Here is a 25,254-nt window from a genome sequence, read left to right on the forward strand (position 1 = left end):
GAAAATTTTCTTTAACGTTTAACGCATAGAGTATCTGCAATTCATCTTGCAGAGGGCCCTCATGCTGCGCTTTTTCTCGACATCCATCGTCCGCCAGGCGGTCGCGATCACACTCGGTCTGCTTGTGGTCAGCACCGGCGCGATCGTTGCCGTGACCTATTACGACCTCAGCCGCTATGTGATGGACAACGCCGTCTCCGATGCCAGGGACGCAAACCGCACCATGGCCATCCTCTATGGCGCAGGCGACCAGAGCGCCACGATCACGGTCACGGATTCGCAGCTCGCCACCGTCACCGAAGAAAAGATACCCGCATTCACCGACCACTCGCTGGTCGATCGTACCGCTCAGTCGATCGCCGGCGTCGCCACGATCTTCGACAAGCAGGGCAGCGACTATGTGCGCGTCTCGACCAATGTGAAGAAGGAAGACGGCAGCCGCGCCGTCGGCACCAAACTTGCCGCCGATCATCCGGCGCAGACGGTGCTTGCCAAGGGCGACGCCTATTATGGCCCGGCTGTCCTGTTCGGCAAGAACTACATGACCGGCTATTTCCCGGTGAAGAATGCCGCCGGCGCCAATACCGGTATCCTCTTCATCGGCATTCCGATGGAGGTTTATTTCGCCCGCCTGCAGCATCTGCAGGTCCTCGTCATCGGCGCAGGTGCCGCCGTCATGCTGGCCGTCAGCCTGCTGGCCTTCTTCGCCATCCGCCGCACGGTCAGCCCGCTCCAGGCGCTGACGAAGACGGTGCATGCGATCTCCTCGGGCAATCTCTCCGGTGCCATTCCCTGCGTCGACAAGCGCAACGAATTCGGCGAGATCGGCCGCGCGCTGGAAGCCTTCCGCGACAGCGCCAAGGCACGCCAGGATCTGGAAACCCAGGCCGCCGAACAGCGCGCGCTGACGGAAGCCGAGCGCACCCGCAACGACGCCGACAAGCGCACGCTCGACGGCCAGATCGACTTCGCCGTCAACCAGCTCGCCGCCGGTCTCGGCCGTCTGGCGCAGGGCGATGTTTCGGAAACCATCGAAACGCCGTTCGTCGGCCGTCTTGAGCAGCTGCGCGTTGACTTCAACAGCTCGCTGCTGCGTTTGCAGGACACGCTGTCGAGCATTCGCGACAATGCCAACGCCATCCAGCGCAACAGCGGCGCGATGCTGGCCTCTGCCGGTGAGCTCTCGAAGCGCACCGAGGCGCAGGCCGCCAATCTTGAAGAGACGGCTGCAGCCGTCGAGGAAATCACCGTTACCGTCCGCTCTTCCGCGGAACGGGCCCGCGAGGCCAACAACACTGTGGCGCTGACCAAGAAGACCGCCGACAGCTCCGGCGCCGTGGTCGGCGATGCCGTGGCTGCCATGGGCCGTATCGAGGAAGCGTCGCAGAAGATCGAACAGATCATCGAGGTCATCGACGACATCGCCTTCCAGACCAATCTTCTGGCGCTGAATGCCGGTATCGAGGCCGCCCGTGCGGGGGAAGCGGGCAAGGGCTTCGCCGTTGTCGCGCAGGAAGTCCGCGAACTGGCCCAGCGCTCGGCCGACGCCGCCCGCGAGATCAAGGGCCTGATCGAAAAATCGACCCGCGAAGTCACGGCAGGTTCGGAGCTGGTGCAGAAGACCGGCAACGTTCTCGCCTCGATCAGCCAGGAAATCATTGTCATCAGCAAGCATGTCGAGACGATCGCCACCGCCAGCCATGACCAGTCGGCCGCCCTTCAGGAGGTCAATGGTTCGGTCAACGCCATGGACCAGATGACCCAGAAGAATGCCTCGATGGTCGAGGAGACGACGCAGGCAAGCCGCCAGCTCGCCGACGAGGCCGACGCGCTGATGGGCCTGCTCCAGCAGTTCCGCATCGGCAACGGTGCCGCAGCTCACCGTCCGGTAAGACGGGCCGCCTGATCGGCATGCATTGAATGAATGTTTCCGGGCCGCGCCTCACCAGCGCGGCCTTTGTTTTTGAGGCCAATATCCGTCAGCCACGTGATGGCCCGCACAATCCGCGAGTTGCCATATTGCTCGTAGAATTCGTCTTCCGACGTCTGGCGGCAAATACGCCCGCCCTGCGACAGCCCGATCATGTTGGCGATGGCGATCTGGTCGATCATGGTGATGTCCTCCGTTTCAAGAGACATCACTTCAGATACACATCAAAAATCGCTTCTTAAACACGCGAAATCGGCATACGATTTTCACTGATGAAAAATACGACCTGGGATTCCTATCAGCTTTTCCTGCAGGTGGCGCGCCTCGGCGGGCTGACGGGCGCGAGCGGTACCAGCGGCCTCAGCCCGGCTACCGTCGGCCGCCGCATGCTCGAACTCGAACAGGACACCGGCCGGACGCTGTTTGTCCGCAGCCAGACCGGTTATCGCCTGACCCCGGACGGACAGGCATTGCTCGACCATCTGCAGGAAATGGAAGCCGCTGCCCGCAAGATCGATGCCTGGCGGCAATCGGGCGAGGGTGCGGCAACGGTCAGGGTGGCTGCCGGAACCTGGGTGGCCTGGCTGCTGACTGAGAACTTTTCAGCGATCCGCATGCCCGGCGATGCGTTCTCCGTTTCGCTTACAATCGGCGAAACGCGGGCCAATCTCTCTTACCGCGAAAGCGATATCGGCATTCGCGCCTTCGAGCCCGAAGAGGCGAACCTTGCCGCCCGGCTGCTCGGCGAGGTCGCCTATGCCGTCTATGTCAGGCGCAATGCCGCCGAGGCCGCCGAGCAATGGGTGGCCGTTGCCGAAGACGAAGCGATCTCCGGCTATCTGCGCTGGCCCTATCGAAACGCATCCGGCCCGATCGCCGCCACCGTCAACCGGCCGCGATCGCTGCCGGATCTGGTGCGGGCGGGTGCGGGCAGGGCGGTCCTGCCCTGTTTCGTCGGCGATCTCGATCCCGAGCTACAGCGTCTCGGCGCCGAAATCCTGGAATTGCGGCATCGCCAGTGGATCGTCATGAACAACGAAGACCGCCACCGGCCGGAAATCCGCGCGGTTGCCGATCGCATGACGAAGCTGTTGAAGAGCTATTCCGACCTCTTCGCCGGAAAGCGCGCCAGCCGCAGCTAGCGTTAAGGGATCAGCCGCCGCACCAGCGCCACCTGGCTGTTGACGCCAAGCTTGGAGAAGATGTTCTTCAGGTGCGAGCGCGCCGTCTCGTAGCTGATGTCGTTGAGCTTGGCGGTATCGCGCAGCGACAGGCCGCTGGCGATGGAGGAGGCAATGCGCAGTTCGGCGGCGGTCAGGTGCTCGTTGCCGTTCAGCCTGTCGTTCAAATGGGCGCAGGTACCGCCGGAGCGTTCGATGATCAGCGCCGATGTCGGCTCCTGCAGGAACTCGCTCATGAAATCGGATTGCAGCCGAACCAGCGTATACTTCACATTGCCGATGCGCCCGCTGCAAACCGGCTGCAGCGGCTCGCTGGAATGGCCGGTCGCGCGCAGCTGCTCGTTGATACCTGCGTCGTTGACATTGAGCCGCCCGGTTGGCGTGACACTGATGCCGCAGCCTTCGGTGAGCAGTCTTTGTGCGGCAGCATTCATCGAGCGCACCTTGCGCTCCTCGCCGAGATAGATCAGCCCGACGCCGATCGCATCGAGCAGCGGCTTGCCGCCTGCCTCGTTGCTTCGCTCGCGGCGCAGGTAGTCGAAGGCCCGCCGAAGATGCGGGGCAAGTTCGGTCAGTACCTGCGCATTGGTACGGTTATAGCCGGTGTCGGTGCTGGAGGTCAGCGTCGAGAGATTGAAGGACCGGCCCTTCTCCCGCATGATCGTCACGCCGATGCTGCTGCGGCAATCGATGCTGCGCAGGTAGTCGTGATAGAATTCGGTTTTCAGCAGCTCTTCATGCGGCAGCATCTGATCGGCGATCACGCCGAGCCCGACGGGCCGTACGGCCGCCTTCGCCATCCATGGGTTCACGGTACTGAAATGGGTGTTGTAGGCTTCGGCTGCCGAGCCATCGAGCCCCGACGAAAGCGACAGCCCGCCGGAGCCGAGAACGGCATCGTGAAAAAACAGCGTCGATTTTCCATCCGGCATGCGCGTGTTCAGCGTATCCAGAAAATCCTGCCAGCTGGTTTCCCCGAGCAGTGCCCCATAGACCAAGTCGGTCAGGGACTGCACGTCCGCGCGTATCATTGCAGGCATATGATGTCCCATAAGAGCTTGAAGACATTATGCTCGCCTTTGCCGGGACTGACAATTGCGTCAAATGACGCAGAAGGCGCCGGTTTTTCCGGCGCCTTCTCCTCCTTTAGGCGCGGTTGGCAACGACAACCGGGATCATCAGATCGCCCCAGTTGCCGTCGCCCCCGTGATGGCGGGCAGACCGGACAAGCTCTACGGAAACTCCGGACTCGACCGCCTTCATGACCGACGCGTTGAGCCGGTGCAGATCGTTGGCGAGCATGCGGATCATGCTCTGCTGGTCCGGCGTCATCGTCGATGACTGTTCTTCCGCGCGTTCGCGGACACGTGAGATGGAAGCCATTGTCTTCTCCTCCTGTTGCGCGGTCATTCCGCAGCGGGTTTGAACTGTGCGTGTTCGGTCGATTCTCTCATCGCGGTCGTCGAGGACAGGCCGCCGGTGATGGCGAGCGATACGGCATCGAAGTAACCGGTGCCGACCTCCCGCTGATGCTTCGTCGCCGTATAGCCATTGGCCTCGGCGGCGAATTCCGCCTGCTGCAGCTCGGAATAGGCCGCCATCTGCCGGTCCTTGTAGCCGCGCGCCAGCTCGTACATGCCGAAATTCAGCTGGTGGAAGCCGGCAAGGGTGATGAACTGGAACTTGTAGCCCATGGCGCCGAGCTCGCGCTGGAACCGGGCGATCGTCGCTTCGTCGAGGTTCTTGCGCCAGTTGAACGATGGCGAGCAGTTATAGGCGAGCATCTTGCCAGGATGAACCTTGTGCACGCCCTCGGCAAAGCGCCGCGCCTGATCGAGATCCGGCTTCGAGGTCTCGCACCAGATGAGATCGCAATAGGGCGCATAGGCGACGGCGCGGGCGATGCAGGGTTCCAGGCCGTTGCGCACCTGATAGAAGCCCTCGACCGTGCGTCCGGCATCGTAGTCGACGAAAGGCTGGTCGCGCTCGTCGATATCCGAGGTCAAAAGCTTCGCCGCCTCGGCGTCAGTGCGGGCGATCACCAGTGTCGGGACGCCCATGACATCGGCTGCCAGACGCGCGGCATTGAGGTTGCGGATATGGGCCGCTGTCGGGATGAGAACCTTGCCGCCCAGATGGCCGCATTTCTTTTCCGATGCCAGCTGATCCTCGAAATGGACGCCGGCCGCGCCCGCCTCGATATAGGCCTTCATGATCTCGAAGGCGTTCAGCGGCCCGCCGAAGCCGGCCTCGGCATCGGCAACGATCGGCGCGAACCAGCTCTCGACCGATAATCCCTTGTTTTCCGAGGTCTCGATCTGGTCGGCGCGCTGAAGCGTGCGGTTTATGCGCTTGGCAAGCTCGGGGCCTGCATTGGCAGGATAGAGCGACTGGTCCGGATACATCGCGGACGCCGTATTGGCGTCGGCCGCCACCTGCCAGCCGGAAAGATAGATCGCCTTCAGCCCGGCGCGCACCATCTGCATCGCCTGATTGCCCGAGAGGGCGCCGAGCGCATTGACGAAATCATCCCGGCGCAAGAGCTCCCAGAGCCTGTTGGCGCCGATCTCCGCCAGCGAATGGCTGATCGCCACGGAACCGCGCAGACGCCGGACGTCCTCTGCGGAATAGGGGCGCTCGATACCGTCGAAACGGCCAGCCGGTACGTTGCGGATCAGCTTGTCAAACTCAGTCACAGTATCCTCCTTTGGCGTCGTTTGCCTGTGTGACAGAATTTACAAATTACGCGAAAATAGCCAGAAAATACTTGATTATTAGGCATGGAAAGAGGTTATATTGCCTCGGGTTTTACAAGGTCGCTCTGTCAAATTGTAAAGATTTGTAAAAGGTTGGCATATGGAACGGAAGATCTTCGCGGGGCCGAAAGTCAGGCGTATCCGCAACGGCCTGGGCGTCACGCAAACGGCGATGGCCGAGGCGCTCGGCATCTCGCCCTCCTATCTGAACCTCATCGAGCGCAATCAGCGGCCGCTGACGGTCCAACTGCTGCTGAAGCTCGCCTCGGTCTACAAGGTCGATCTCGACGAGCTCCAAAGCGAACCCGGCAACAATCTCGCCGGATTGCGCGAGGTCTTTGCCGATGCGCTGTTATCGGGTGAGCTGCCGGGTGATCAGGAGCTCGTCGAAATCGCCGAGGCGGCACCGAACGCGGCAAGCGGCATGGTGAAGCTCTACCGCGCCTACCGCGAACAGGCGGCGCGGCTGTCGGATCTGAGCGCCCTCATGGCCGGCGACGCCCATGTCCCGGCCGCCGGCGCCAGGCTTCCGGCGGACGAAGTCCGCGATGTGCTGGAGCGGCGCCCGGCCTATTTCGCCATGATCGAGGATGCCGCCGAGCAATTCTTCATGTCGCTGCCATCTGGCGATCTCCAGCAGGTGCTGAAGGACTGGCTGCAGAAGGAGCGCGGCATCACCGTGCGCATCATGCCGGTTCATGTCATGCCGGATCTGCGCCGCCGTTTCGACCGGCATTCGATGCGCCTTTTCATCTCCGAGCGGTTGTCGACATCCGATCAGCTGCAGGAAATCGCCATCGAGGTGGCAACGCTGGCCCTGCGTGCCGCGATCGGCAAGGAACTCGATAGTCTCGGCCTTTCCACACCGGAGGCCCAGCGCATTGCCCGCTTCGAGCTGGCGCGCTCCGCGGCGCTGGCGATCATGATGCCCTATGAAGCCTTTCTCGGCGCCGCAAAGACGGTGCGCTACGATCTCGATCTGCTGCGCAGCCGCTACGGCTGTTCGTTCGGTCAGGCCGCCGCCCGGCTGATCATGCTGCAGCGTCCCGGCAATGCCGCCGTTCCGTTTTTCCTGATGGAGGTCGATGCCGCGGGAAACCGACTGCGCCGGGCAGGGGCTGCCGGTTTCCCGCATGCCCGCTTCGGCGGCGGCTGTCCGAAGCTCGGCATACACGCCGCTCTGCTTCAGCCTGGGCAGATCATCGCGGAAACGGCCGAAACGCCCGATGGCTCCGGTTTTCTCACGGTGTCGAGAACACTTGAGGGCCCGGCAGCGCCCTTCGGCGAAAGGATCAGGCGCACCGCCGTGCTCGTCGGCTGCGACGCGCAGTTCCGGGATGCGACCGTCTACAGCCAGGCCACGTCATCTTCGCCACATGCAGTTGCAATCGGCCCAGCCTGCCGCCTTTGTGAGCGAAAAGGCTGTCTTGCCCGCGCCGAGCCGCCGGTCACTCGCCCGCTTGGGCTAGACGAGATGGTGACCGGCCTCAGCGCCTTCGATTTCCAGTGACCGGTGAAATCATTGCGAGCACCCGGATTTAGCGCTTGTCGCCTCCCAAATTCCTTTCTAGTCTAGCCAAAAATCCAGAGGGAATGGGTGTCCGGGGGCGTGATACCTAATAATTATAAAGGCACAGGAGAGATTATGAGGTCAGTCATCGCAAAGCTCGCGGTATCAGCCGCCGTGGCTATTTTTGCAGCAGCGCCATCCTACGCCCAGGAGCGCGTCGTCAATGTCTACAACTGGTCCGATTATATCGACAGCTCGATCCTAGAGGACTTCACCAAGGAAACCGGCATCAAGGTCGTCTACGACACCTTCGATTCCAACGAGACGCTGGAAACCAAGCTCCTGGCCGGTGGCACCGGTTATGACGTGGTCGTTCCGACGGTTTCCTTCATGCAGCGCCAGATCGCTGCGGGCGTCTATCAGAAGCTCGACAAGTCGAAGCTCCCGAACCTGTCGAATATGTGGGACGTCGTCATGAAGGGCGTTGCCACCTTCGATCCGGGCAACGAATACAGCGTCGACTACATGTGGGGCACCACCGGCATCGGCTATAATGTCGACAAGGTGAAGGCCGCCCTCGGAACGGACGAGAAGCCGAACTGGGATTCGCTCTTCGATCCGGCAAAGGCTGCCAAGCTCAAGGATTGCGGCATCTACATGCTGGATTCGCCGACCGACGTCATTCCGTCTGTGCTTGCCTATCTCGGCCTCGATCCGAACAGCAAGAAGCAGGCCGATCTCGACAAGGCGCAGGAAGTTCTGCTCGCGGTCCGCCCGTTCGTGCGCAAGTTCCACTCGTCCGAGTATATCAGCGCGCTCGCCAACGGCGATATCTGCATCGCGCTCGGCTATTCCGGCGATATGTTCCAAGCGCGTGACCGCGCGGCGGAAGCCAAGGCTGGCGTCACCATTGACTATTCGGTTCCGAACCAGGGTGCGCAGATCTTCTTCGACGTCTTCGGTATCCCGAAGGACGCACCGCATGTCGAAGAGGCGCATGCTTTCATCAACTACATGATGAAGCCTGAAGTCGCCGCCAAGGCATCGAACTTCGTTTATTATGCCAATGGCAATAAGGCGTCGCAGCAGTTCCTCGACAAGGCGGTGATCGACGACACGGCGATCTACCCGACGCCTGAAGTCATGGCCAAGCTGTTCACGGTGCCGCCGCTCGATCCGAAGACGCAGCGCATCGTCACACGAATCTGGACAAAGGTCGTTACCGGCCAGTAATCGAGACTTCGGCCCGGACGGCAACGTCCGGGCCTTTTATTGACGTGCCGGCCGTCGGGGGAGCGCCGGTTTTCAAATCATAATTTCGGGGAAAACCATGAAGTCTCTTGGCAATATTCGCCGCTCCTTCGCGCCGTGGACCGATCCGGCAGCAAAACCCTTTATCTCCTTCAAGAACGTCACCAAGCGCTTCGGCGATTTCACCGCCGTCGATGATCTCAGTCTGAATATCTATCACCGCGAATTCTTCGCTCTCCTTGGCGCTTCCGGCTGTGGCAAGTCCACCCTGCTGCGCATGCTGGCCGGCTTCGAACAGCCGACTGCAGGTGAAATCATTCTGGATGGCACGGACATGGCCGGCACGCCGCCCTACAAGCGCCCGGTCAACATGATGTTCCAGAGCTACGCGCTCTTCCCGCACATGACGGTCGAAAAGAACATCGCCTTCGGTCTGCGCCAGGACGGCATGTCGAAGGATGCGATCGGCGAGCGCGTGTCGCAGATGCTGAAAATGGTGAAGCTCGAGCAGTTCGCTTCCCGCAAGCCCAACCAGCTTTCCGGCGGCCAGCGCCAGCGCGTCGCTCTCGCCCGCTCTCTCGCCAAGCGCCCGAAGGTGCTGCTGCTCGATGAGCCGCTTGGCGCGCTCGACAAGAAGCTGCGCGAGGAAACCCAGTTCGAGCTGATGGACCTGCAGCAGAATCTCGGCCTCACCTTCGTCGTCGTCACCCACGACCAGGAAGAGGCGATGACCATGGCAGACCGCATCGCGGTCATGAGCCATGGCAAGGTCGTTCAGGTCGCGACGCCTGCCGAAATCTACGAAGCGCCCAACTGCCGCTTCGTGGCCGACTTCATCGGCGATGTGAATATCTTCGACGGCAAGGTGGTCTCCGCCGATGGCACGAGCGTTGAGCTCGCCGTCGATGCAGGTCTGACGATCAAGGTGGCAACATCGGATATGCCCGCGAAGGGCAGCAGCGCCGGTTTCGCGATCCGTCCCGAAAAGCTCAGGGTCACCCGCCAGCCGCCCGCAAACCCCACGGTCAACGCCTCCTCGGGTGAGCTTTGGGACATTGCCTATCTCGGCGACATGACCGTCTTCCACGTCAAGCTGAAGAACGGCCAGGTGGTAAAGGCGTCGTCGCTGAACGCGCAGCGCGCCGTCGATGATCCCTTCACCTACGATCAGGACGTCTGGGTCACCTTCGCCGAAGATGCCGGCGTGCTGTTGAAGGATTGATCATGGGCAAGCTCGGTTCAGCCGTCTACAATCGCCTGGTGATGATCATCCCCTATGCGTGGCTTCTGATCTTCTTCCTGGCGCCGTTCTTCATTGTCTTCCGCATATCGCTGTCTGCAACGGCGATTGCCATGCCGCCCTACGAGCCGTCCTTCTCGTTTGCCGACGGCTGGAGTGGCATCCTCGACAAGATGTCGACCTTCTCCTTCGACAATTACAGCTACCTGATCGACGATCCGCTCTACTTCAACGCCTATATCTCGAGCCTTGTCATCGCCGGGATCTCGACCTTCCTGACGCTGCTGATCGCCTATCCGATCGCCTATGGCATGGCGCAGGCGCCGCGCAGTATCCGCCCGACGCTGTTGATGCTGGTCATCCTGCCGTTCTGGACGAGCTTCCTGATCCGCGTCTACGCCTGGATCGCCATTCTCAAGCCGGAAGGGCTGCTGAACCAGGTGCTGATCGGAACGGGGATCATCGATACGCCGCTGATCATCCTGAACACCAACGTCGCCGTCTATATCGGCATCGTCTATTCCTACCTGCCGTTTATGGTGCTGCCGCTCTATTCCTCGCTGGAAAAGATGGATGGCACGCTGATAGAGGCGGCGCAGGATCTCGGTTGCACGCCGATCCGCGCCTTCTGGCGCGTCACCTTCCCGCTGTCGCTGCCCGGCGTCGTTGCCGGCTGCATGCTGGTCTTCATCCCCGCTGTCGGCGAGTTCGTCATCCCCGATCTGCTCGGCGGATCGCAGACGCTGATGATCGGCAAGACGCTGTGGAACGAGTTCAATTCGAACCGCGACTGGCCGGTTTCCTCGGCGGTGGCGACCATCCTTCTCTTGATCCTCGTGGTGCCGATCGTGTTCTTCCAGAATGCCCAGGCCAAAGCCGACGAGCAGGGGAGATAAGAGATGCTACGCTGGACACGCTTCAACATCATCTCCGTCACGCTCGGCTTCGCCTTCCTCTATCTGCCGATCGTGCTCCTCGTCATCTTCTCCTTCAACGAGTCCAAACTCGTTACCGTCTGGGGCGGATTCTCGACCAAATGGTATGTGTCGCTGATGCACAACGACGCGCTGCTGGATGCCGCCTGGGTGACGGTCCGCGTCGGCGTCCTGTCGGCGACGGCGGCGACCATTCTCGGCACGCTGGCGGCCATCACGCTGGTGCGGCACACGCGCTTTCGCGGCCGTATGCTGTTTTCGGGCATGGTCTACGCGCCGCTGGTCATGCCTGAAGTCATCACCGGCCTGTCGCTGCTGCTGCTCTTCGTGGCAATCGGTCTCGACCGCGGCTTCTGGACGATCACGCTGGCGCACACGACGCTGACCATGTGCTTCGTGGCTGTTGTCGTTCAGTCCCGCCTGATGACCTTCGATCAGTCGATCGAGGAAGCGGCACAGGATCTCGGCGCCCCGCCGGTCCGCACCTTCTTCGAGGTCACGCTGCCGATCATCGCACCCGCCGTCTTTTCCGGCTGGATACTGGCCTTCACCCTGTCGCTCGACGATCTCGTCATCGCCAGCTTCACCTCCGGTCCGGGGGCGACGACGCTGCCGATGCGGATTTACAGCCAGGTGCGATTGGGCGTGACGCCTGAGATCAACGCGGTCTGCACCCTGCTGATCGCCGTCGTTGCCGTCGGGGTCATCGCAGCTTCGGTGATCACCAAACGTCGCGAAGTCCAGCGGGAGCGCGATGAGCGCGCTGCCGCCAATGCGCCCTGATTACTGCGCGTTCGGTGCCGGCTGAGCAACCACCGGCACCGGCGAAATCACCGGATTGGGCCAGGAGCCGCCGATGAAGAAGGGTAGCAGCGGAAGCTCCGCTGCCCGCGTATCGTCGGTCGCCTGCAGCGAGCCGGAAAGCGCGAGCCCGCTGGATTGCAGAGGAATGAGACCCGACAGGCTGAGCGTTTCGACCGTGCCCTGAACCCGCACGTTCTCAAGATCGGCGGATCCGGCGGAGAGGTTTGCCGTCAGCTCGGCCCGCGTGAATGGGAAGGAGTGGTCACCGGCAGCATTGAGCGGAAAGAACCTCTGCTGCGCCGCCTGATTGCGGATCGCCTCCACATCGAAGTTGGCGATCGACCCGGCCCCGGCCTGAAACACGACCTGTCCGTTGACATCCTCAAGCCCGGCCGTCCAGAGCGGCTTTGCGGTTTTCAGCGAAACGTCAAGCGAACCCGTGGTCAGCGGCAGCGGACCTTTCAGCTGCAGCCGCTCGACCAGCGCTCCGAAATCCGCGCCGCGGATCGACATCTGCAGCTTGCCGCCACCGTCGAAGTCGCCACGCGTTGCTTCCAGATGCGCCGACATCTCGCCGCCCTCGAACTGGCTGTCGCCGATATCGAACTTCGCCTCGTTGCTGGATACGATGATGCTGGCGCCGACATTCGACAGGGCGAAAGGCTCAAGCTGCATTTCGCGGGCCGAGAACCGCAGATCGAGATCCAGCCTCTGTAGCGGCCCGCCATCAGGCGTCGCTCCTTCTTCGCCAGCCGCAAGCCGCAGTGCGAAAGCGTCGAAGAAGGGCTTGAGGTTCATCGTGTCGAAGGCAAGCGTGCCGCCGAGCTTTGCACGGTTGTTGCGGACGTTGGAGACGTCCATCACGCCGGTTGCGGTAGAGCCGTTGAGGCCGAGCGTGACGTTGTTGAAACGAAGCCCATTGGCTGCCGAGATCACGTCGCTGCCGATCGAAAAAGATTTGAGGCTCTCGGTACCGGGGATCGACTTGCCCGACCATGCCAATAGGGCAGGGACATCGGCAATATTGGCCGTGACATTCCCTGACAGGCCGTCGAGTTTGGATATGCTTCCGAGTCCGGAGAATGCCGCCGTCATCAGGCCTGATGTCAGCGACGCTTTGATCTCGGCGGTTTTGCCATCGAACACCAGCAGTGGCGTGCGCGACGAGAAGTCGATCTTCAGGTCCTGGCCGCTGGTACGCGCGATCAGCACGGCCGACATTCCGCTCGACAGTCTTGGCCAGTTGATATCGGCAGTCACCCCATCGAAATGATAGGTCTTGGCAGTCGAGAGATCGGCGATGTTGAATGTGCCGTCCTCGACGGTAATTGCGCCGACCTCCGCATCAAGCTTCGGATCGAGAAGCTCGGCATTGCCATCCTGGTGGGCGCCATCGATCGCTTTGGCAAGCTGGCCGGCATAGGTCCAGTCGATCAGGCCCTGCTGGTCGCGGGTCAGCGACAGGTTGGGACGCAGCAGATGGAATTCGTGGAAGCTTGCCCTGCCGCGCAGGGCATCGATCAGGCTGAAATCAGCCGAAAGGCTCTCGATCGTGCCGAGCAGTTTGTTGCCCGCGTTTGGCGGCTGCCGGATGGTGATCTGGTTCAGCGTGATGCGCGGCGTCGGCCAGAATTCCAGCCCCGGGCTGCCCTTGATCTCGGCCTTGTAGCCGGTCCAGCGCGACAGCGCATCTTCGATGCCGGAGCGCACCATGCCGGTCGAGACGAGGAAAGGTGCGGCGACGCGCAGGGAGACAAAGATGACGGCGGAAACAAGCAAGAGCATCGTCGCCAGACGTGCGATACCCGGTAGCCAGCGCGAAACGGGGGCCATCTTTCTACGCCACTTCGGTTGTCTTGACGTACTCATCAGCTCCGCCAGTCTTTTCAGTCGCTTACCGGTTATGCGCTGAGTTTGCCGGATATATGAAATACGCGCCATATGCAATTCGGCTGGCCGTGCAGTTGGCGCAATGCACGCTTTATAATGCAGTGCAGCATGTTATATAGCGAATAAACGGGAGGAAAATGCGATGAACGACATTGGGCCGCTCTGGACGCCGTCACGGGAATTCATTGAAGCTAGCCCGATGTATGCCTTCATGCAGCATTGCAACGCTGGCTTCGGATTGGCGCTTGACGACTACGCCGGCCTGCACGCCTGGTCGATTGCCGAGCGCGAGAAATTCTGGGCAGCTCTCTGGGATTTCTGCGGCGTTCGCGGCGACCGGGGCGATCGTGTGCTTGCCGATGGCGATCTCATGCTGAAGGCCCGCTTCTTTCCCGATGCCAGGCTGAACTTCGCGGAAAACCTGCTGTCGACCGAGGGCGAAGGCGATGCGCTGATCTTTCGCGGCGAGGATAGGGTCGGGGATCGCTGGTCGTGGAACCGTCTCCATGAGACGGTCTCGAAGCTGCAGCAGGCTTATCGTGCACTCGGCATCGGCGAAGGCGATCGCATTGCCGCAATGATGCCCAACATGCCGGAGACCATCGCCTGCATGCTGGCGGCTGCCTCGATCGGGGCCATCTGGTCCTCTTGCTCCCCCGATTTCGGCGAACAGGGCGTGCTCGATCGCTTCGGCCAGATTGGCCCGAAGCTGTTCATTGCCTGCGACGCCTATTGGTATTCAGGCAAGCTGCAGGATGTCTCCGCCAAGATCTCTGCCGTCGCTGCCAAGCTGCAGGCGCCGTCGATGATCGTTCACTATGCCGGTGATGCTGAGGCCGTGGCGAGAGCGACACCCGGCGCCAAGACCTTCGCCGAAATCCTTTCGCCCTATCAGGCAAAGCCGGTCGAGTTCACGCCGCTGCCATTCTCCCATCCGCTCTATATCCTCTTCTCGTCGGGCACCACGGGGGTGCCGAAATGCATCGTCCATTCGGCGGGCGGCACGCTGTTGCAGCACCTGAAGGAGCACCGCCTGCATTGCGGCATCAAGCCCGGCAACCGGCTGTTTTATTTCACCACCTGCGGCTGGATGATGTGGAACTGGCTGGCAAGCGGCCTGGCCGCGGGCGCCACGCTCTGCCTCTTCGACGGCTCGCCTTTCGCGCCTGACGGCAACGTGCTCTTCGATTACGCCCAGGCAGAGAAATTCGCGGTCTTCGGCACCTCGGCGAAATATATCGACGCGGTTCGCAAGAGCGGCCTGACGCCACGCACCAGCCACGACCTTTCGAGCCTCCGGCTGATGACCTCGACCGGCTCACCGTTGTCGCCCGAAGGCTTCACCTTCGTTTACGAAGGTATCAAGGAAGACATCCAGCTCGCTTCTATCTCGGGCGGCACGGATATCGTCTCCTGCTTCGTCCTCGGCAATCCGCTGCAGCCGGTCTGGCGCGGCGAGATCCAGGGCGCAGGCCTCGGCCTCGCCGTCGATGTCTGGGACGACGAAGGCAAGCCGGTGCGCCAGGAAAAGGGCGAACTCGTTTGCTCCAAGGCCTTTCCGTCCATGCCTGCCGGCTTCTGGAACGACCCTGACGGTGCCAAGTATCGCGCTGCCTATTTCGAACGCTTCGACAATGTCTGGTGTCACGGCGACTTCGCCGAATGGACGCAGCATGGCGGTCTGGTCATCCATGGCCGCTCCGATGCGACGCTCAATCCGGGTGGCGTGCGCATCGGCACCGCCGAGATTTACAATCAGGTCGAACAGATGGAAGAAGTCGCGGAAGCGCTGTGTATCGGCCAGGATTGGGATGACGACGTCCGCGTCGTGCTGTTTGTCCGTCTCGCACCGGGCGTGTCGCTGAGCGAAGATCTGGTGAAGACGATCAAGACCCGCATCCGCACGGGTGCATCGCCGCGCCACGTGCCAGCCAAAATCATCGCCGTCACAGATATTCCCCGCACAAAGTCTGGCAAGATCGTCGAACTCGCCGTGCGTGAGGTCGTCCACGGCCGGCCGGTCAAGAACAAAGAGGCGCTTGCAAACCCGGAAGCGCTGGAGCTTTTCGCCGGATTGGCTGAACTAAACGGCTAATTTCAATAAAAGGCGCCCGAAACTACAAGCTTTCACCTTTGATAGCTTCCCAGCCGCGGCAACCCTTCGTTAAGAAAGGTTGGTCAAAGGTGAAGCAACTTGGAGCTGTGGATGATAGGCAGCTAGGAGCCCTTGGCTCCCGTGACATGACGTTGAGCGACTAAGCCCTTGTTGAACAGCACCAAACTCCAGGCAGCCTAGACCTCGGGCTGCCTTTTTTCGTTTCGAGCGGTTCAATTCGGCGGGGATACGCCTCAGCCGGCAAGCACCCGCTGGGACGGGAAGGTGATCTCCACCAGCGTGCCTTCGTTCGGCGCCGAGTTGATCGCAAAGATCGCCCGGTTGGCATCAATCATCGCCTTGGTCAGCGGCAGGCCGAGGCCGGTGCCGTCGCCACGGTGGCGCGACTGCGCCGAAACCTGACGGAACGGCTTCATCGCCTGATCGAGCTCGCTGCGGGTCATGCCGATACCGGTATCGCGAACGCGCAGGACGACGCTTCCATTGCTTTCATACGAGGTCGAAACGACGATCTGCCCGCCTGAAGGCGTGAAGCGGATGGCGTTCGAAAGGATGTTCAGGGCGATCTGCTTCACCGAGCGCAGATCGGCAACGACATTGGGCACCGAATGCGACAGCGCCGTGCGGATGATCACCCGCTGGCCGTTGGCCTGCGGCTGCACCAGCGCCACGGCCTCCGAAATCGCATCGTTGAGTCCGACGGAGGCGAAGTCGAGATCCATCTCGCCGGCTTCGATCTTCGAGATGTCGAGCAGATCGTTGACGATATCGAGCACGTGGCGGCCGGAGCGGCCGATATCGTTGGCATATTCGATATAGCGCGGGTGGCCGATCGGTCCGAAGCGCTCGCCGGCCATCATGTCGGAGAAGCCGATGATGGCGTTGAGCGGCGTGCGGATCTCGTGGCTGATGCGCGCCAGAAAGTCGGTCTTGTGGGCATTGGCCGTTTCGGCGGCGCCCTTGGCGTTTCGCAGCTCGTCTTCGGTGCGCTTCCATTGGGTAATGTCGCGGATGACGGCGCAGTAACCGCTGGAGGACGTCAGCCGTCCCATCGTCATGAACAGCGGCACGAAACCGCCGGCGGCTTCGCGGGCGATCACTTCGCGTCCATCGTTCAGCACGCTGGCAACGCCGTGGCCCGAAAGGCCGTTCAGATAGTCCAGAACAGCCTTCTGGCTCTCATGCGCAAACAGCATGACGAAGGGTTTGCCGCGCGTTTCCTCTTCGTCATAGTTGAACAGCGCGCTTGCCGAACGGTTCATCGAGCGAATGTCGCCCTCGGCACCGATGACGACCACACCGTCGGTCGCGGTTTCCAGGATCGAGCGGAGTTCTTCGACTTCGACCTGCAGCTTGGCAACCTTCTCGACCATCCGTTCGGAGCGGTTGTCGTGGCGCGCATCTTCGGCCTTTCCGGTCGGAGCTTCCTTGTTCTCGACCGGCATCAGCGCCAGCATCAGCGCACTGGCGTCTTCCCAGCGAACCGACTGCAGGCGGGCGGTGACAGGCACCACGCGGTCATCGGCGGTGACAAGCATCATCGCGCCAGGGCGGCCGGCATTCTCGTCCAGCTCGTGCCGCTGCAGCAATGCATCCAGGCCACCGACCTCGTTCAGCTCGCCGAGCGACGTGTAGCCGGTCAGGCGCATGAATTCGGGATTGGCATGGATCAGCGCGTCGCCGGCATGGATCAGCACCGCGACGGGCAGCTGATCGACGGTCGCCGAGGAAAGCCCATCGACCATCTTCACGCGGGGCGGGATGACGGTGCTCAGCATTTCCATCGGGCTGAAGGATGTTTCCGGCAGTCCTTCGGTGGCGTCGTCATCGCTGTCGGCGTCAGGTGCCGCCGCGGTAGGATGTTCGCCGTCGCTGGCAGCTTCGGCGGTCTCCGCTTCCGCAGGCTCGGCGGGTTCTTCGGCCACCACGGCGATCTCTTCGTCCGGCGGTACGGAATCATTCGCCGCAACCGGGATATCTTCGACCGGTGTCATGGCTTCGACCGCGTCAGCACCTGCGGGCTCGTCTTCGGCGGAGCCGTCTTCACGCACGCCGAAGGCCTCGAGCCGCTTGGCGATTTCGCGGAAGTTGGCCTGTTCGGACGCGCTCAGTCCCGGTCCGGCATTGTGCAGTTGCACGATCTTGTCGGTCAGGCGGCGGCTTGGTGTTTCGGCAAGGCGCAGCGCCGGAGGCTCTTCCCGCGGCGCGGGCAATTCAGTTGGGGCGGGCGCTTCTTCAACGGCCGCCGCCACCGGTGCGTCCTCGGCGGGCGAGGGCGCCTCGGCATGAACGTCTTCCAATGGCTGGTCGAGACTTGCGGCATCGCGTCCGATACCATCCGGCCCGAGCGTCAGCCCAAGGGCCAGTGGATCTTCCGCAGCATCTGAAAGCCGCACGACACCAAATCCGCGGAAACCGTCGAACTCGCGGTGGCGCGTATAGGTCGGCAGCGCGGCGAGATCGACCGGCACGACGAGGCTTGTGCCTTCGATCGGCCAGTTGATCGTTTTGCCGGACCAGGTATCGCGGCGTTCCAGCGCCTCGGCGATCTTGCCTTCCGGATCGAGATTGAAGAGCGCGGAGATATCGCTGAAGGCGACGCCGATGATATTGGCGGCGTTCGGGCCGACGGCCTCGGCAAACTCGTTCGATACCTCGCTGAAGCAACCCTGCGCATCGATCTTCCAGACGAAACGCGTTGCCCGGCTGTTCGGCTGGAACCTGAAGGCGGCGGCAGGTGTCTGTTCGCCGGCGACGGCTTCCTTTGCAGCCGGAGCATCGGCTACCCGTTCGTCTGCAATCTCTGCAGCGGCGGCGTCGATCAGCGGCGTTTCCACGGTCTCTGCCGGCGCGTCATCTGCAACGGCCTCGTCGGCCTCGTTATGAAGCACGACATTCGGCTGCGGTTCGATCGTAACGGGCTCTGCTTCGACGGACGGCTCCGGCAGCTCATCGGGCGTCTCGTCAGTCACATCCTCGGCGGCGGCCTGCTGTTCTGGCTCGTCCGCTGCTGTTTCGCTCTGCGGTTCGCTACCGACGAATTCCTCAGCGCGCGGTTCTTCGGCGGGCGCCTCTTCAGGGTCGCCAACGCTTTCCAGCGTCTCCTCGACCTCTTCGATCCCGGCGACAGCGCTCAGCGCCTCGTCGAATTTCGCGGGAGGGATATGGTTAACGGCGGCTGTGGATAAGACTTCTTCCGGGGCCGCGGGGTCGATCGGATCGAGATGCCCGAGCACGGTCTCGACGGCAAAAAGCAGATTGAGCACCGGTTCGTCGCTCAGCTTTCCGACGGCGGCCGGGAGATATCCCTTGCCGGTGGCGACCGGCCGCTTGACGAGGCGATCGGGATGGCTGGATGCGAGTGCCGTCAGGGTCTTTGCCGTCTGCTGGGTGATGCCGAGCGAGGCGTATCCGGGCGACGAGGCGATGACCTCGCCGTCGGCGCCGATGACGGCCATGTGCGTGTCCGGATCGTCGAGACCTTGTAGCATCTGCGCAGCCGAGGCGGCCGGGCTCAGCGCCTTGCCGGCGACGGGGACCGAAAACAAGATAGCGCGCTCGCCGCTCGAAAGCCCGATCAACTCGGCATTTGCCTGAACCGGAACACGCTGGAAGCCTTTGACGATGCGGATCATCAGGCTGCGGCTGTCGCCGGTCGCGCTCAGTTGACGCGCCGTCGTCTCCAGCTGCCGGAAGGTGATGTCGCCGTGGCCGACGCCCTGGTCGAGCAGGTCATAGACTGCCGAATGGCCAAAAAGCTCGGCACCCGCGCCATTTGCCCAGAGCAGGCGGCCGAGGTCGGCGGAAAAAAGCACCAGGGCTTCGCCACGCGAAAAACGCTCCCGCACCCGCTGATGCACGGCAATGTCGATGAACGGATACTGGACAGCGGGCATGGGGAACCTTGTTGCCTTAGGTCTCTTTTAATTAACGGTCTATTAATAACGATGCGCCGGAAAAGGGTCCAGCTTCAGGCCGCCTTTTCGGGCGGAAAGGTTAACGCCTTGTGCGTCGCACAATTATGTTGCAATGCACAATAAGTTGGTCTATATAAGCTCTATCCAAACTAAAGGGCGTCAAACGCCCGGACTCAAGGAGCTCGCATCCAATGGCTACCATAAAGACCGACGACGTTTTTTCAATGGCCGCATTCGACCCGTCCAAGTTCGCAGAATCGTTCCGCGATTTTGCTGAAAAGGGCGCTCAGCAGTCGCGCGAAGCCTATAGCAAGATCAAGTCCGCTGGCGAAGACGCCGGCAAGACGCTTGAAGCCACCGTTCAGACGGCACAGGCCGGCAGCGTTGAGATCGGCCTCAAGGCTATCGATGCGCTCCGCACCAATGCCGAAAACTCTCTCTCGCACATGGAAGCGCTTCTTGGCGTCAAGTCGGTTGCCGAGTTCTTCGAACTCCAGACCACCTTCTTCCGCAAGCAGGCAGAGCTGACCGTCGAGCAGGCGAAGTCGATGCAGGAAACCTCCAAGCAGGTTGCCGAAAAGCTCGCAAAGCCTTCCAAGGAAGCCGCCGAAAAGGTCATGGCGTCCTTCAAGGCTGCCTGATCGATTTCGGGCACATAGAACAAAAGGCTGGACGCTTCGTCCGGCCTTTTTGTACATTGAGGGGAGATAGGGCTTGAATTAATTTTCAAGTCCTCGTATGTGACCCCCGTCGCGCCGAGCGCGGCATTGTGCGGTTGTAGCTCAGTTGGTTAGAGCGCAGGTTTGTGGCACCTGAGGTCGGAGGTTCGAGACCCCCCAACCGTACCATTCTTCCTTCTATATATGATCCCGAAGCGGACCCTGAAGCACAGCAGGGACCATCACATTCTACCGGTCTTGCCGTCCGGGCCCGTCCGCCTATCTACCCGTACCGGCACAGGTAAACTTTCTCTTATATTGCGTTGCAAAATGTGAGCGGCAGTGCCATTTTGTGCCGGGGGTTACTTCAGAGCTGCTTATCGAAGGAGACTTCATGTCCATTTCTCTCAACAATCTGGATGAATCCAAGGCGACTGTGGTGTCTGCGATCAACGTCGCGGCCGAGGTCAAGACTGCGCGCGAAGCCGTCGGCTACAGCATCGACGATCTGGCGGTGACCTGTGGTCTCGTGCCGAGTGAAATTACGGAAATTGAAAATGGGGAAAACGCCGACCCCGCAAAGCTCAAGCGCATTGCAGCTGCCTTGCAGGTCCCGTTGTCTGCCTTCGTTCCGATGTAACTGACGCAGGAACGAACTAAAAAGCCGGTCGATCTGACCGGCTTTTTTCATTTCAGGGGCATTGTTCTATTGCCCTATGGAACTGTCCGATCCTCCCAGCCGTTCTATCAGCGGACGGGAGAACGAGAATGTCGAAGACGCTTTTATATGGCGCGACCAAGGTCGACGAGACGAACGCCGCCTATGCGGCAATCGAAAGCCTCTCGCAATTTCAGTGGAAGAATCGCGTTCTGGTGATTTTCTCAGACAGCGACAACAGCCGCGCCGCTCGCCAGGAAAACCAGCTGCTTGCCGATCGTCTGGCGCTTGAGGAGCGCGACATGATCGTCCTCAAGGTGTCGGGCAATGCGTTGAGGGCCGTCTTCGGCGCGGCGGAACCGGTCGATGCCGGCGCATTGCGCGAAGCGCTCGACGTTTCTGATGCCGGTACCTTTCATGCGGCGCTGATCGGCAAGGACGGCACGGTGAAGCTCAAGGTCAGCGAGCCTGTGAGCAATGGCGAGCTATTCGCCATTATAGACAGCATGCCGATGCGCGCTGCCGAGTCTACGAAACCGGAAAATTGAAACCAACAGAGACGGAAGGAGCAGGATATGTCCGTACCCAACGAACCTATCCCCGATCAGCCGCCGATGCCGGGACCCGGCTGGATGCCGGAGCCGCCGATCGAGGAGCCGGAACCGGACAGGCTTCCCGACGAGGTTCCGAACCCCAATCCGGATGAGAACGAAGAGCCGGCGAAGCGTCTATAGAAAGATGTGCCGCTCGGCACTGACCAGTTCCTGCAGGAAATCCGAGACGGTGCGCACGCGAACGAGTTCGCGGGCGCTTTCGTGGAATGTCGTCCAATAGGCACGGCGGATGGACGTGCCGGGCAGGATGCGGACGAGTTCAGCATGCTGCCGGGCGATATAGTCGTGCAGGATACCGATCCCCGCGCCAGAAAGCACCGCCTCCGTCTGACCCGTCGCCGAGGAGATCTCGAAGGCGGCATCCCAGTTGCGCATCACTTCGCCGGTGAAGTTCAGCGACTGCGAAAACAGCAGATCTTCGACATAGCCGATCCGCCTGTGCTGCTTCAAAGCCTCGGCATCTGCGGGCAGGCCGTTTTGCGCCGCGTAGCTTTTCGACGCGTAAAGCCCAAGTGTGTAGTCGGTGAGTTTCGCGGAAATCAGCCGGCCCTGTTCCGGCCGCTCGAGCGTGATGGCGATGTCCGCCTCGCGCTGCGACAGCGAGAAGGAGCGGGGCACCGGCACCAGCTGGATCTTCAGTTCCGGATGCCGTTCGATCAGCCGCCCCATGCGCGGCGCCAGGAACGAGACGCCGAAACCATCGGGCGCCCCGACGCGCACCGTTCCGGCGATCGCCGTATCCGTCCGGCCGAGATTGGCCTGCGCTGCCAGCATCTCGGTTTCCATCCGCTCCGCCGACGACAGGAAGATTTCGCCCTCCGCAGTCAGTTCGCAGCCATTGGTGCGGCGAATGAAGAGGCGCGTCTTCAAAGCTTCCTCCAGCGAGGTCAGCCGCCTGGACAGCGTTGCGTGGTTCAGCCCCAGCCGCTTCGACGCGGCAAGGATCTGCCCGGTGCGGGCGACGGCGAGGAAGATGCGGACGTCGTCCCAGTTCATGGCTTGCTGCACATCATGATCGGATCGGCCTCCAGCAGTGTCAGCGATGTCACCATTCCTGCCGTCCCGGTCTTGTATTCTAGGAAATGCGGCGCCCGAAGATGGGCTTCATAGGCTTCCTGGTTGGCATAGACCTCGAGTATGCGGATCTTGGTCGGGCTGCCTTTGATCGCCACGGCATTCAGCGACAAGACACCCTCTTCTACGGCAACCGATGCCGCAATCTCCTCGGCGAGCAATGCGCGGTAGGTTTCGAGATGCTCGGGATCAACCTCGATCTCCGCCATTCTGACGATACGATTTTCTCCCATCGCTCATTCGCCTCCTCTGGGATGCCGGTTGCCAACGCGGCAGCGGACCTATCTATCGTTCATAAGGCGGCTTTCCAGTCTTGTAACTTCAATTTACGCACAACGGTTGCTTATCCCAGCTCATTGATTTGTGCAAATTGAAGTGCGATTGTTTGCCATCGAGAAAATACAGGAGGAGCACTTCATGCGTCAGATCGGACATTTCATCGGCGGCAAGCAGGTCGCGGGTACCAGCGGCCGCACCAGCAACGTCTACAACCCGGCAACCGGCGAAGTGCAGGCGGCCGTCGCGCTCGCCAGCGATGCCGAACTGGACGCAGCGGTTCAGAACGCCAAGGCTGCCCAGCCGAAGTGGGCTGCCACCAACCCGCAGCGCCGCGCCCGCGTGTTCATGAAGTTCGTGCAGCTTCTCAATGAGAACATGAACGAGCTCGCCGAACTGCTCTCCAAGGAACATGGCAAGACGATCGAAGACTCCAAGGGCGATCTCATTCGCGGCCTCGAAGTCTGCGAGTTCGTTATCGGCATTCCGCACCTTGCCAAGAGCGAGTTCACCGAAGGCGCCGGCCCGAATATCGACATGTATTCGATCCGCCAGGCTGTCGGCATCGGCGCCGGCATCACCCCGTTCAACTTCCCGGCCATGATCCCGATGTGGATGTTTGCCCCGGCGATCGCCTGCGGCAACGCCTTCATCTTGAAGCCGTCGGAGCGTGATCCGTCCGTGCCGATCCGTCTTGCCGAACTGATGATCGAAGCAGGCCTGCCTGCCGGCATCCTCAACGTCGTCAACGGTGACAAGGGCGCGGTCGACGCCATCCTGACGCACCCGGATATCTCGGCCGTTTCCTTCGTCGGCTCCACGCCGATCGCCCGCTACGTCTATGGCACGGCTGCCCAGAACGGCAAGCGCGCCCAGTGCTTCGGCGGCGCCAAGAACCACATGATCATCATGCCAGATGCCGATCTCGATCAGGCTGCGAATGCACTGATGGGCGCAGGCTACGGCTCCGCCGGCGAGCGCTGCATGGCGATCTCGGTCGCTGTTCCGGTTGGCGAGGAAACCGCCAACCGTCTTATCGCCAAGCTGACCCCGATGGTCGAATCCCTGCGCATCGGCCCCTATACCGATGACAAGGCCGATCTTGGCCCGGTCGTTACCAAGGAAGCCCAGGCGCGCATCATGGGCCTGATCAACAAGGGTGTCGATGAAGGCGCAAAGCTCGTCGTGGATGGCCGTGACTTCAAGCTCCAGGGCTACGAAGACGGCTATTTCGTCGGCGGCTGCCTGTTCGACAACGTCACGCCCGACATGGATATCTACAAGACCGAAATCTTCGGACCGGTTCTGTCGGTTGTCCGCGCCAAGAACTACGAGGAAGCCCTCGACCTGCCGATGAAGCATGAATACGGCAACGGCGTTGCGATCTACACTCGTGACGGCGATGCTGCCCGCGACTTCGCTTCGCGCATCAACATCGGCATGGTCGGCGTCAACGTTCCGATCCCGGTTCCGCTCGCCTACCATTCCTTCGGTGGCTGGAAGTCGTCCTCCTTCGGCGATCTCAACCAGCATGGCACCGACTCGATCAAGTTCTGGACCCGCACCAAGACGGTCACTAGCCGCTGGCCGTCGGGCATCAAGGACGGCGCCGAGTTCGTCATGCCGACGATGAAGTAAGCGCATCATCCTGAAAGACTTGGAAAACGGGCTCCTCGGCGGGCCCGTTTTTCGTTTGAGACGATGCGGCGAGGGGCCGCATAAACGTGACTCCGATTTTCATATTTTGGAATTGTTCAAAACTATCTTACCCACTATATAGGCTTCAGCCCCATTCGAGTCAGGAGACCGGCATGCGATTGACGAAGCAGACCAACTATGCGGTTCGCATGTTGATGTATTGCGCTGCCAATGACGGACACTTGAGCCGGATTCCGGAAATCGCCAGAGCCTATGGTGTGTCCGAGCTCTTCCTTTTCAAGATTCTGCAGCCGCTCAACAAGGCTGGCCTTGTCGAAACCGTTCGTGGCCGTAATGGCGGCGTGCGTCTCGGCAAGCCGGCAGCTGACATCAGCCTGTTCGACGTGGTCCGCGTCACTGAAGACAGCTTCGCCATGGCCGAATGCTTTGAGGACGGCGCCGTCGAGTGCCCGCTGGTCGATAGCTGCGGTCTCAATTCCGCGCTTCGCAAGGCGCTGAATGCCTTCTTCGACGTGTTGACCGAATACTCGATCGACGACCTCGTCAAAGCGCGTCCGCAGATCAATTTCCTGCTCGGCATCACCGGCGAGCAGCCTTATCGCAAGGCGGCGATACCCGCTCCGGCTGCTTAATATTTGAATAGTCGAAAGTCATCATGAAGCCACGGCTACCCTCGGTAGCCGTGGCTTTTTAGTTCCGGCTCACGCAGTGTTGATATATCACAGCGCATTGAAACCGCTTCCAATGCCGTCCGCAGACGCGAATTTATACCAAATGCGACAGA

Annotated in this window: 22 protein-coding genes and 1 tRNA gene; 15 read left to right on the top strand and 8 right to left on the bottom strand. The window is 61.3% G+C overall.

The features are described from left to right. The first annotated feature begins 61 nt into the window (after positions 1–61). Complete coding sequence (locus AB4Z25_RS08920) at positions 62–1,906, top strand: methyl-accepting chemotaxis protein (RefSeq protein ID WP_112538185.1); 1,845 nt, start codon at positions 62–64, stop codon at positions 1,904–1,906. On the opposite strand, the gene AB4Z25_RS08925 is transcribed toward AB4Z25_RS08920, so the two are convergent. Beyond that, positions 1,879–2,112: a hypothetical protein gene (locus AB4Z25_RS08925; RefSeq protein ID WP_162698693.1), complete on the bottom strand. Its 234-nt coding sequence runs from the start codon at positions 2,110–2,112 to the stop codon at positions 1,879–1,881. The two genes, AB4Z25_RS08920 and AB4Z25_RS08925, sit on opposite strands and share 28 nt — an antisense overlap. Before the next feature lie 90 nt (positions 2,113–2,202). Here AB4Z25_RS08925 and AB4Z25_RS08930 point away from each other — a divergent pair, with 90 nt between their 5' ends. Then, positions 2,203–3,072 (top strand): LysR family transcriptional regulator, encoded by an 870-nt coding sequence (locus AB4Z25_RS08930; RefSeq protein ID WP_112538183.1) that lies wholly within the window; start codon positions 2,203–2,205, stop codon positions 3,070–3,072. 2 nt (positions 3,073–3,074) lie between these two features. Here AB4Z25_RS08930 and AB4Z25_RS08935 read toward each other — a convergent pair whose 3' ends face one another. The 3 genes from AB4Z25_RS08935 to aceA all read right to left on the bottom strand — a co-directional run bounded on the left by AB4Z25_RS08935 (position 3,075) and on the right by aceA (position 5,807). Continuing rightward, the gene (locus AB4Z25_RS08935) at positions 3,075–4,151 is read right to left on the bottom strand and encodes a helix-turn-helix transcriptional regulator (RefSeq protein WP_112538209.1); all 1,077 of its coding nucleotides are present in this window, start codon (positions 4,149–4,151) and stop codon (positions 3,075–3,077) included. A gap of 106 nt (positions 4,152–4,257) precedes the next feature. Then, complete coding sequence (locus tag AB4Z25_RS08940; protein WP_112538182.1) at positions 4,258–4,494, bottom strand: SMc00767 family acetate metabolism repressor; 237 nt, start codon at positions 4,492–4,494, stop codon at positions 4,258–4,260. Positions 4,495–4,517: 23 nt separating this feature from the next. Continuing rightward, positions 4,518–5,807 (bottom strand): isocitrate lyase, encoded by a 1,290-nt coding sequence (gene aceA, locus AB4Z25_RS08945; protein ID WP_112538181.1) that lies wholly within the window; start codon positions 5,805–5,807, stop codon positions 4,518–4,520. A 160-nt stretch (positions 5,808–5,967) separates the two neighbouring features. On the opposite strand from aceA, the gene AB4Z25_RS08950 reads away from it, so the two are divergent. From AB4Z25_RS08950 to AB4Z25_RS08970, 5 genes are all read left to right on the top strand, one after another. Next, positions 5,968–7,377 (top strand): short-chain fatty acyl-CoA regulator family protein, encoded by a 1,410-nt coding sequence (locus tag AB4Z25_RS08950; protein WP_112538180.1) that lies wholly within the window; start codon positions 5,968–5,970, stop codon positions 7,375–7,377. A 135-nt stretch (positions 7,378–7,512) separates the two neighbouring features. Next, on the top strand, positions 7,513–8,610 hold the full coding sequence (locus AB4Z25_RS08955; RefSeq protein WP_112538179.1) for a polyamine ABC transporter substrate-binding protein: 1,098 nt from the start codon (positions 7,513–7,515) through the stop codon (positions 8,608–8,610). Between the two features lie 97 nt (positions 8,611–8,707). Beyond that, complete coding sequence (locus tag AB4Z25_RS08960) at positions 8,708–9,850, top strand: ABC transporter ATP-binding protein (RefSeq protein ID WP_112538178.1); 1,143 nt, start codon at positions 8,708–8,710, stop codon at positions 9,848–9,850. Between the two features lie 2 nt (positions 9,851–9,852). Continuing rightward, positions 9,853–10,764 carry an ABC transporter permease subunit gene (locus AB4Z25_RS08965; protein ID WP_112538177.1) on the top strand — a complete coding sequence of 304 codons (912 nt, stop codon included), beginning with the start codon at positions 9,853–9,855 and terminating at the stop codon, positions 10,762–10,764. Positions 10,765–10,767: 3 nt separating this feature from the next. Next, positions 10,768–11,586, top strand: coding sequence for an ABC transporter permease (locus tag AB4Z25_RS08970; protein ID WP_112387655.1), 819 nt, complete (start codon positions 10,768–10,770; stop codon positions 11,584–11,586). Here AB4Z25_RS08970 and AB4Z25_RS08975 read toward each other — a convergent pair whose 3' ends face one another. Then, positions 11,587–13,476 carry an AsmA family protein gene (locus AB4Z25_RS08975; protein WP_112538176.1) on the bottom strand — a complete coding sequence of 630 codons (1,890 nt, stop codon included), beginning with the start codon at positions 13,474–13,476 and terminating at the stop codon, positions 11,587–11,589. Positions 13,477–13,639: 163 nt separating this feature from the next. Between AB4Z25_RS08975 and AB4Z25_RS08980 the strand changes: the two genes are divergently transcribed. Further along, entirely contained in the window at positions 13,640–15,592 is a 1,953-nt protein-coding gene (locus AB4Z25_RS08980; RefSeq protein WP_112538175.1) for an acetoacetate--CoA ligase, read from the top strand. Positions 15,593–15,846: 254 nt separating this feature from the next. Here the strand turns inward: AB4Z25_RS08980 and AB4Z25_RS08985 are convergent, their stop codons facing one another. Continuing rightward, entirely contained in the window at positions 15,847–19,509 is a 3,663-nt protein-coding gene (locus tag AB4Z25_RS08985) for an ATP-binding protein (protein WP_112538174.1), read from the bottom strand. A gap of 212 nt (positions 19,510–19,721) precedes the next feature. Between AB4Z25_RS08985 and AB4Z25_RS08990 the strand changes: the two genes are divergently transcribed. The 5 genes from AB4Z25_RS08990 to AB4Z25_RS09010 all read left to right on the top strand — a co-directional run bounded on the left by AB4Z25_RS08990 (position 19,722) and on the right by AB4Z25_RS09010 (position 21,581). Continuing rightward, positions 19,722–20,171 carry a phasin gene (locus AB4Z25_RS08990; RefSeq protein ID WP_112387659.1) on the top strand — a complete coding sequence of 150 codons (450 nt, stop codon included), beginning with the start codon at positions 19,722–19,724 and terminating at the stop codon, positions 20,169–20,171. Between the two features lie 130 nt (positions 20,172–20,301). Next, positions 20,302–20,378, top strand: a tRNA-His gene (locus tag AB4Z25_RS08995). Between the two features lie 205 nt (positions 20,379–20,583). Next, positions 20,584–20,829, top strand: coding sequence for a helix-turn-helix domain-containing protein (locus AB4Z25_RS09000; protein ID WP_112444522.1), 246 nt, complete (start codon positions 20,584–20,586; stop codon positions 20,827–20,829). 128 nt (positions 20,830–20,957) lie between these two features. Continuing rightward, positions 20,958–21,395, top strand: a complete 438-nt coding sequence (locus AB4Z25_RS09005) for a DUF4174 domain-containing protein (RefSeq protein WP_442207938.1) — start codon at positions 20,958–20,960, stop codon at positions 21,393–21,395. A 27-nt stretch (positions 21,396–21,422) separates the two neighbouring features. Next, a complete protein-coding gene (locus AB4Z25_RS09010; RefSeq protein ID WP_442207939.1) occupies positions 21,423–21,581 on the top strand; it encodes a hypothetical protein in 159 nt (52 codons plus the stop codon). Here the strand turns inward: AB4Z25_RS09010 and AB4Z25_RS09015 are convergent. Then, positions 21,576–22,457 carry a LysR family transcriptional regulator gene (locus tag AB4Z25_RS09015; RefSeq protein WP_112387662.1) on the bottom strand — a complete coding sequence of 294 codons (882 nt, stop codon included), beginning with the start codon at positions 22,455–22,457 and terminating at the stop codon, positions 21,576–21,578. The two genes, AB4Z25_RS09010 and AB4Z25_RS09015, sit on opposite strands and share 6 nt — an antisense overlap. After that, positions 22,454–22,768 (bottom strand): putative quinol monooxygenase, encoded by a 315-nt coding sequence (locus tag AB4Z25_RS09020; protein WP_112538172.1) that lies wholly within the window; start codon positions 22,766–22,768, stop codon positions 22,454–22,456. Before AB4Z25_RS09020 ends, AB4Z25_RS09015 begins: the two co-directional genes overlap by 4 nt. A 184-nt stretch (positions 22,769–22,952) precedes the next feature. On the opposite strand from AB4Z25_RS09020, the gene AB4Z25_RS09025 reads away from it, so the two are divergent. After that, the gene (locus AB4Z25_RS09025) at positions 22,953–24,449 is read left to right on the top strand and encodes a CoA-acylating methylmalonate-semialdehyde dehydrogenase (RefSeq protein WP_112538208.1); all 1,497 of its coding nucleotides are present in this window, start codon (positions 22,953–22,955) and stop codon (positions 24,447–24,449) included. Between the two features lie 173 nt (positions 24,450–24,622). Further along, positions 24,623–25,102 carry an iron-responsive transcriptional regulator RirA gene (rirA, locus tag AB4Z25_RS09030; RefSeq protein ID WP_112387664.1) on the top strand — a complete coding sequence of 160 codons (480 nt, stop codon included), beginning with the start codon at positions 24,623–24,625 and terminating at the stop codon, positions 25,100–25,102. The last annotated feature ends 152 nt before the right edge of the window (positions 25,103–25,254 follow it).

The sequence above is a fragment of the Rhizobium sp. RAF36 genome (assembly GCF_052114105.1).
GTDB lineage: Bacteria > Pseudomonadota > Alphaproteobacteria > Rhizobiales > Rhizobiaceae > Rhizobium.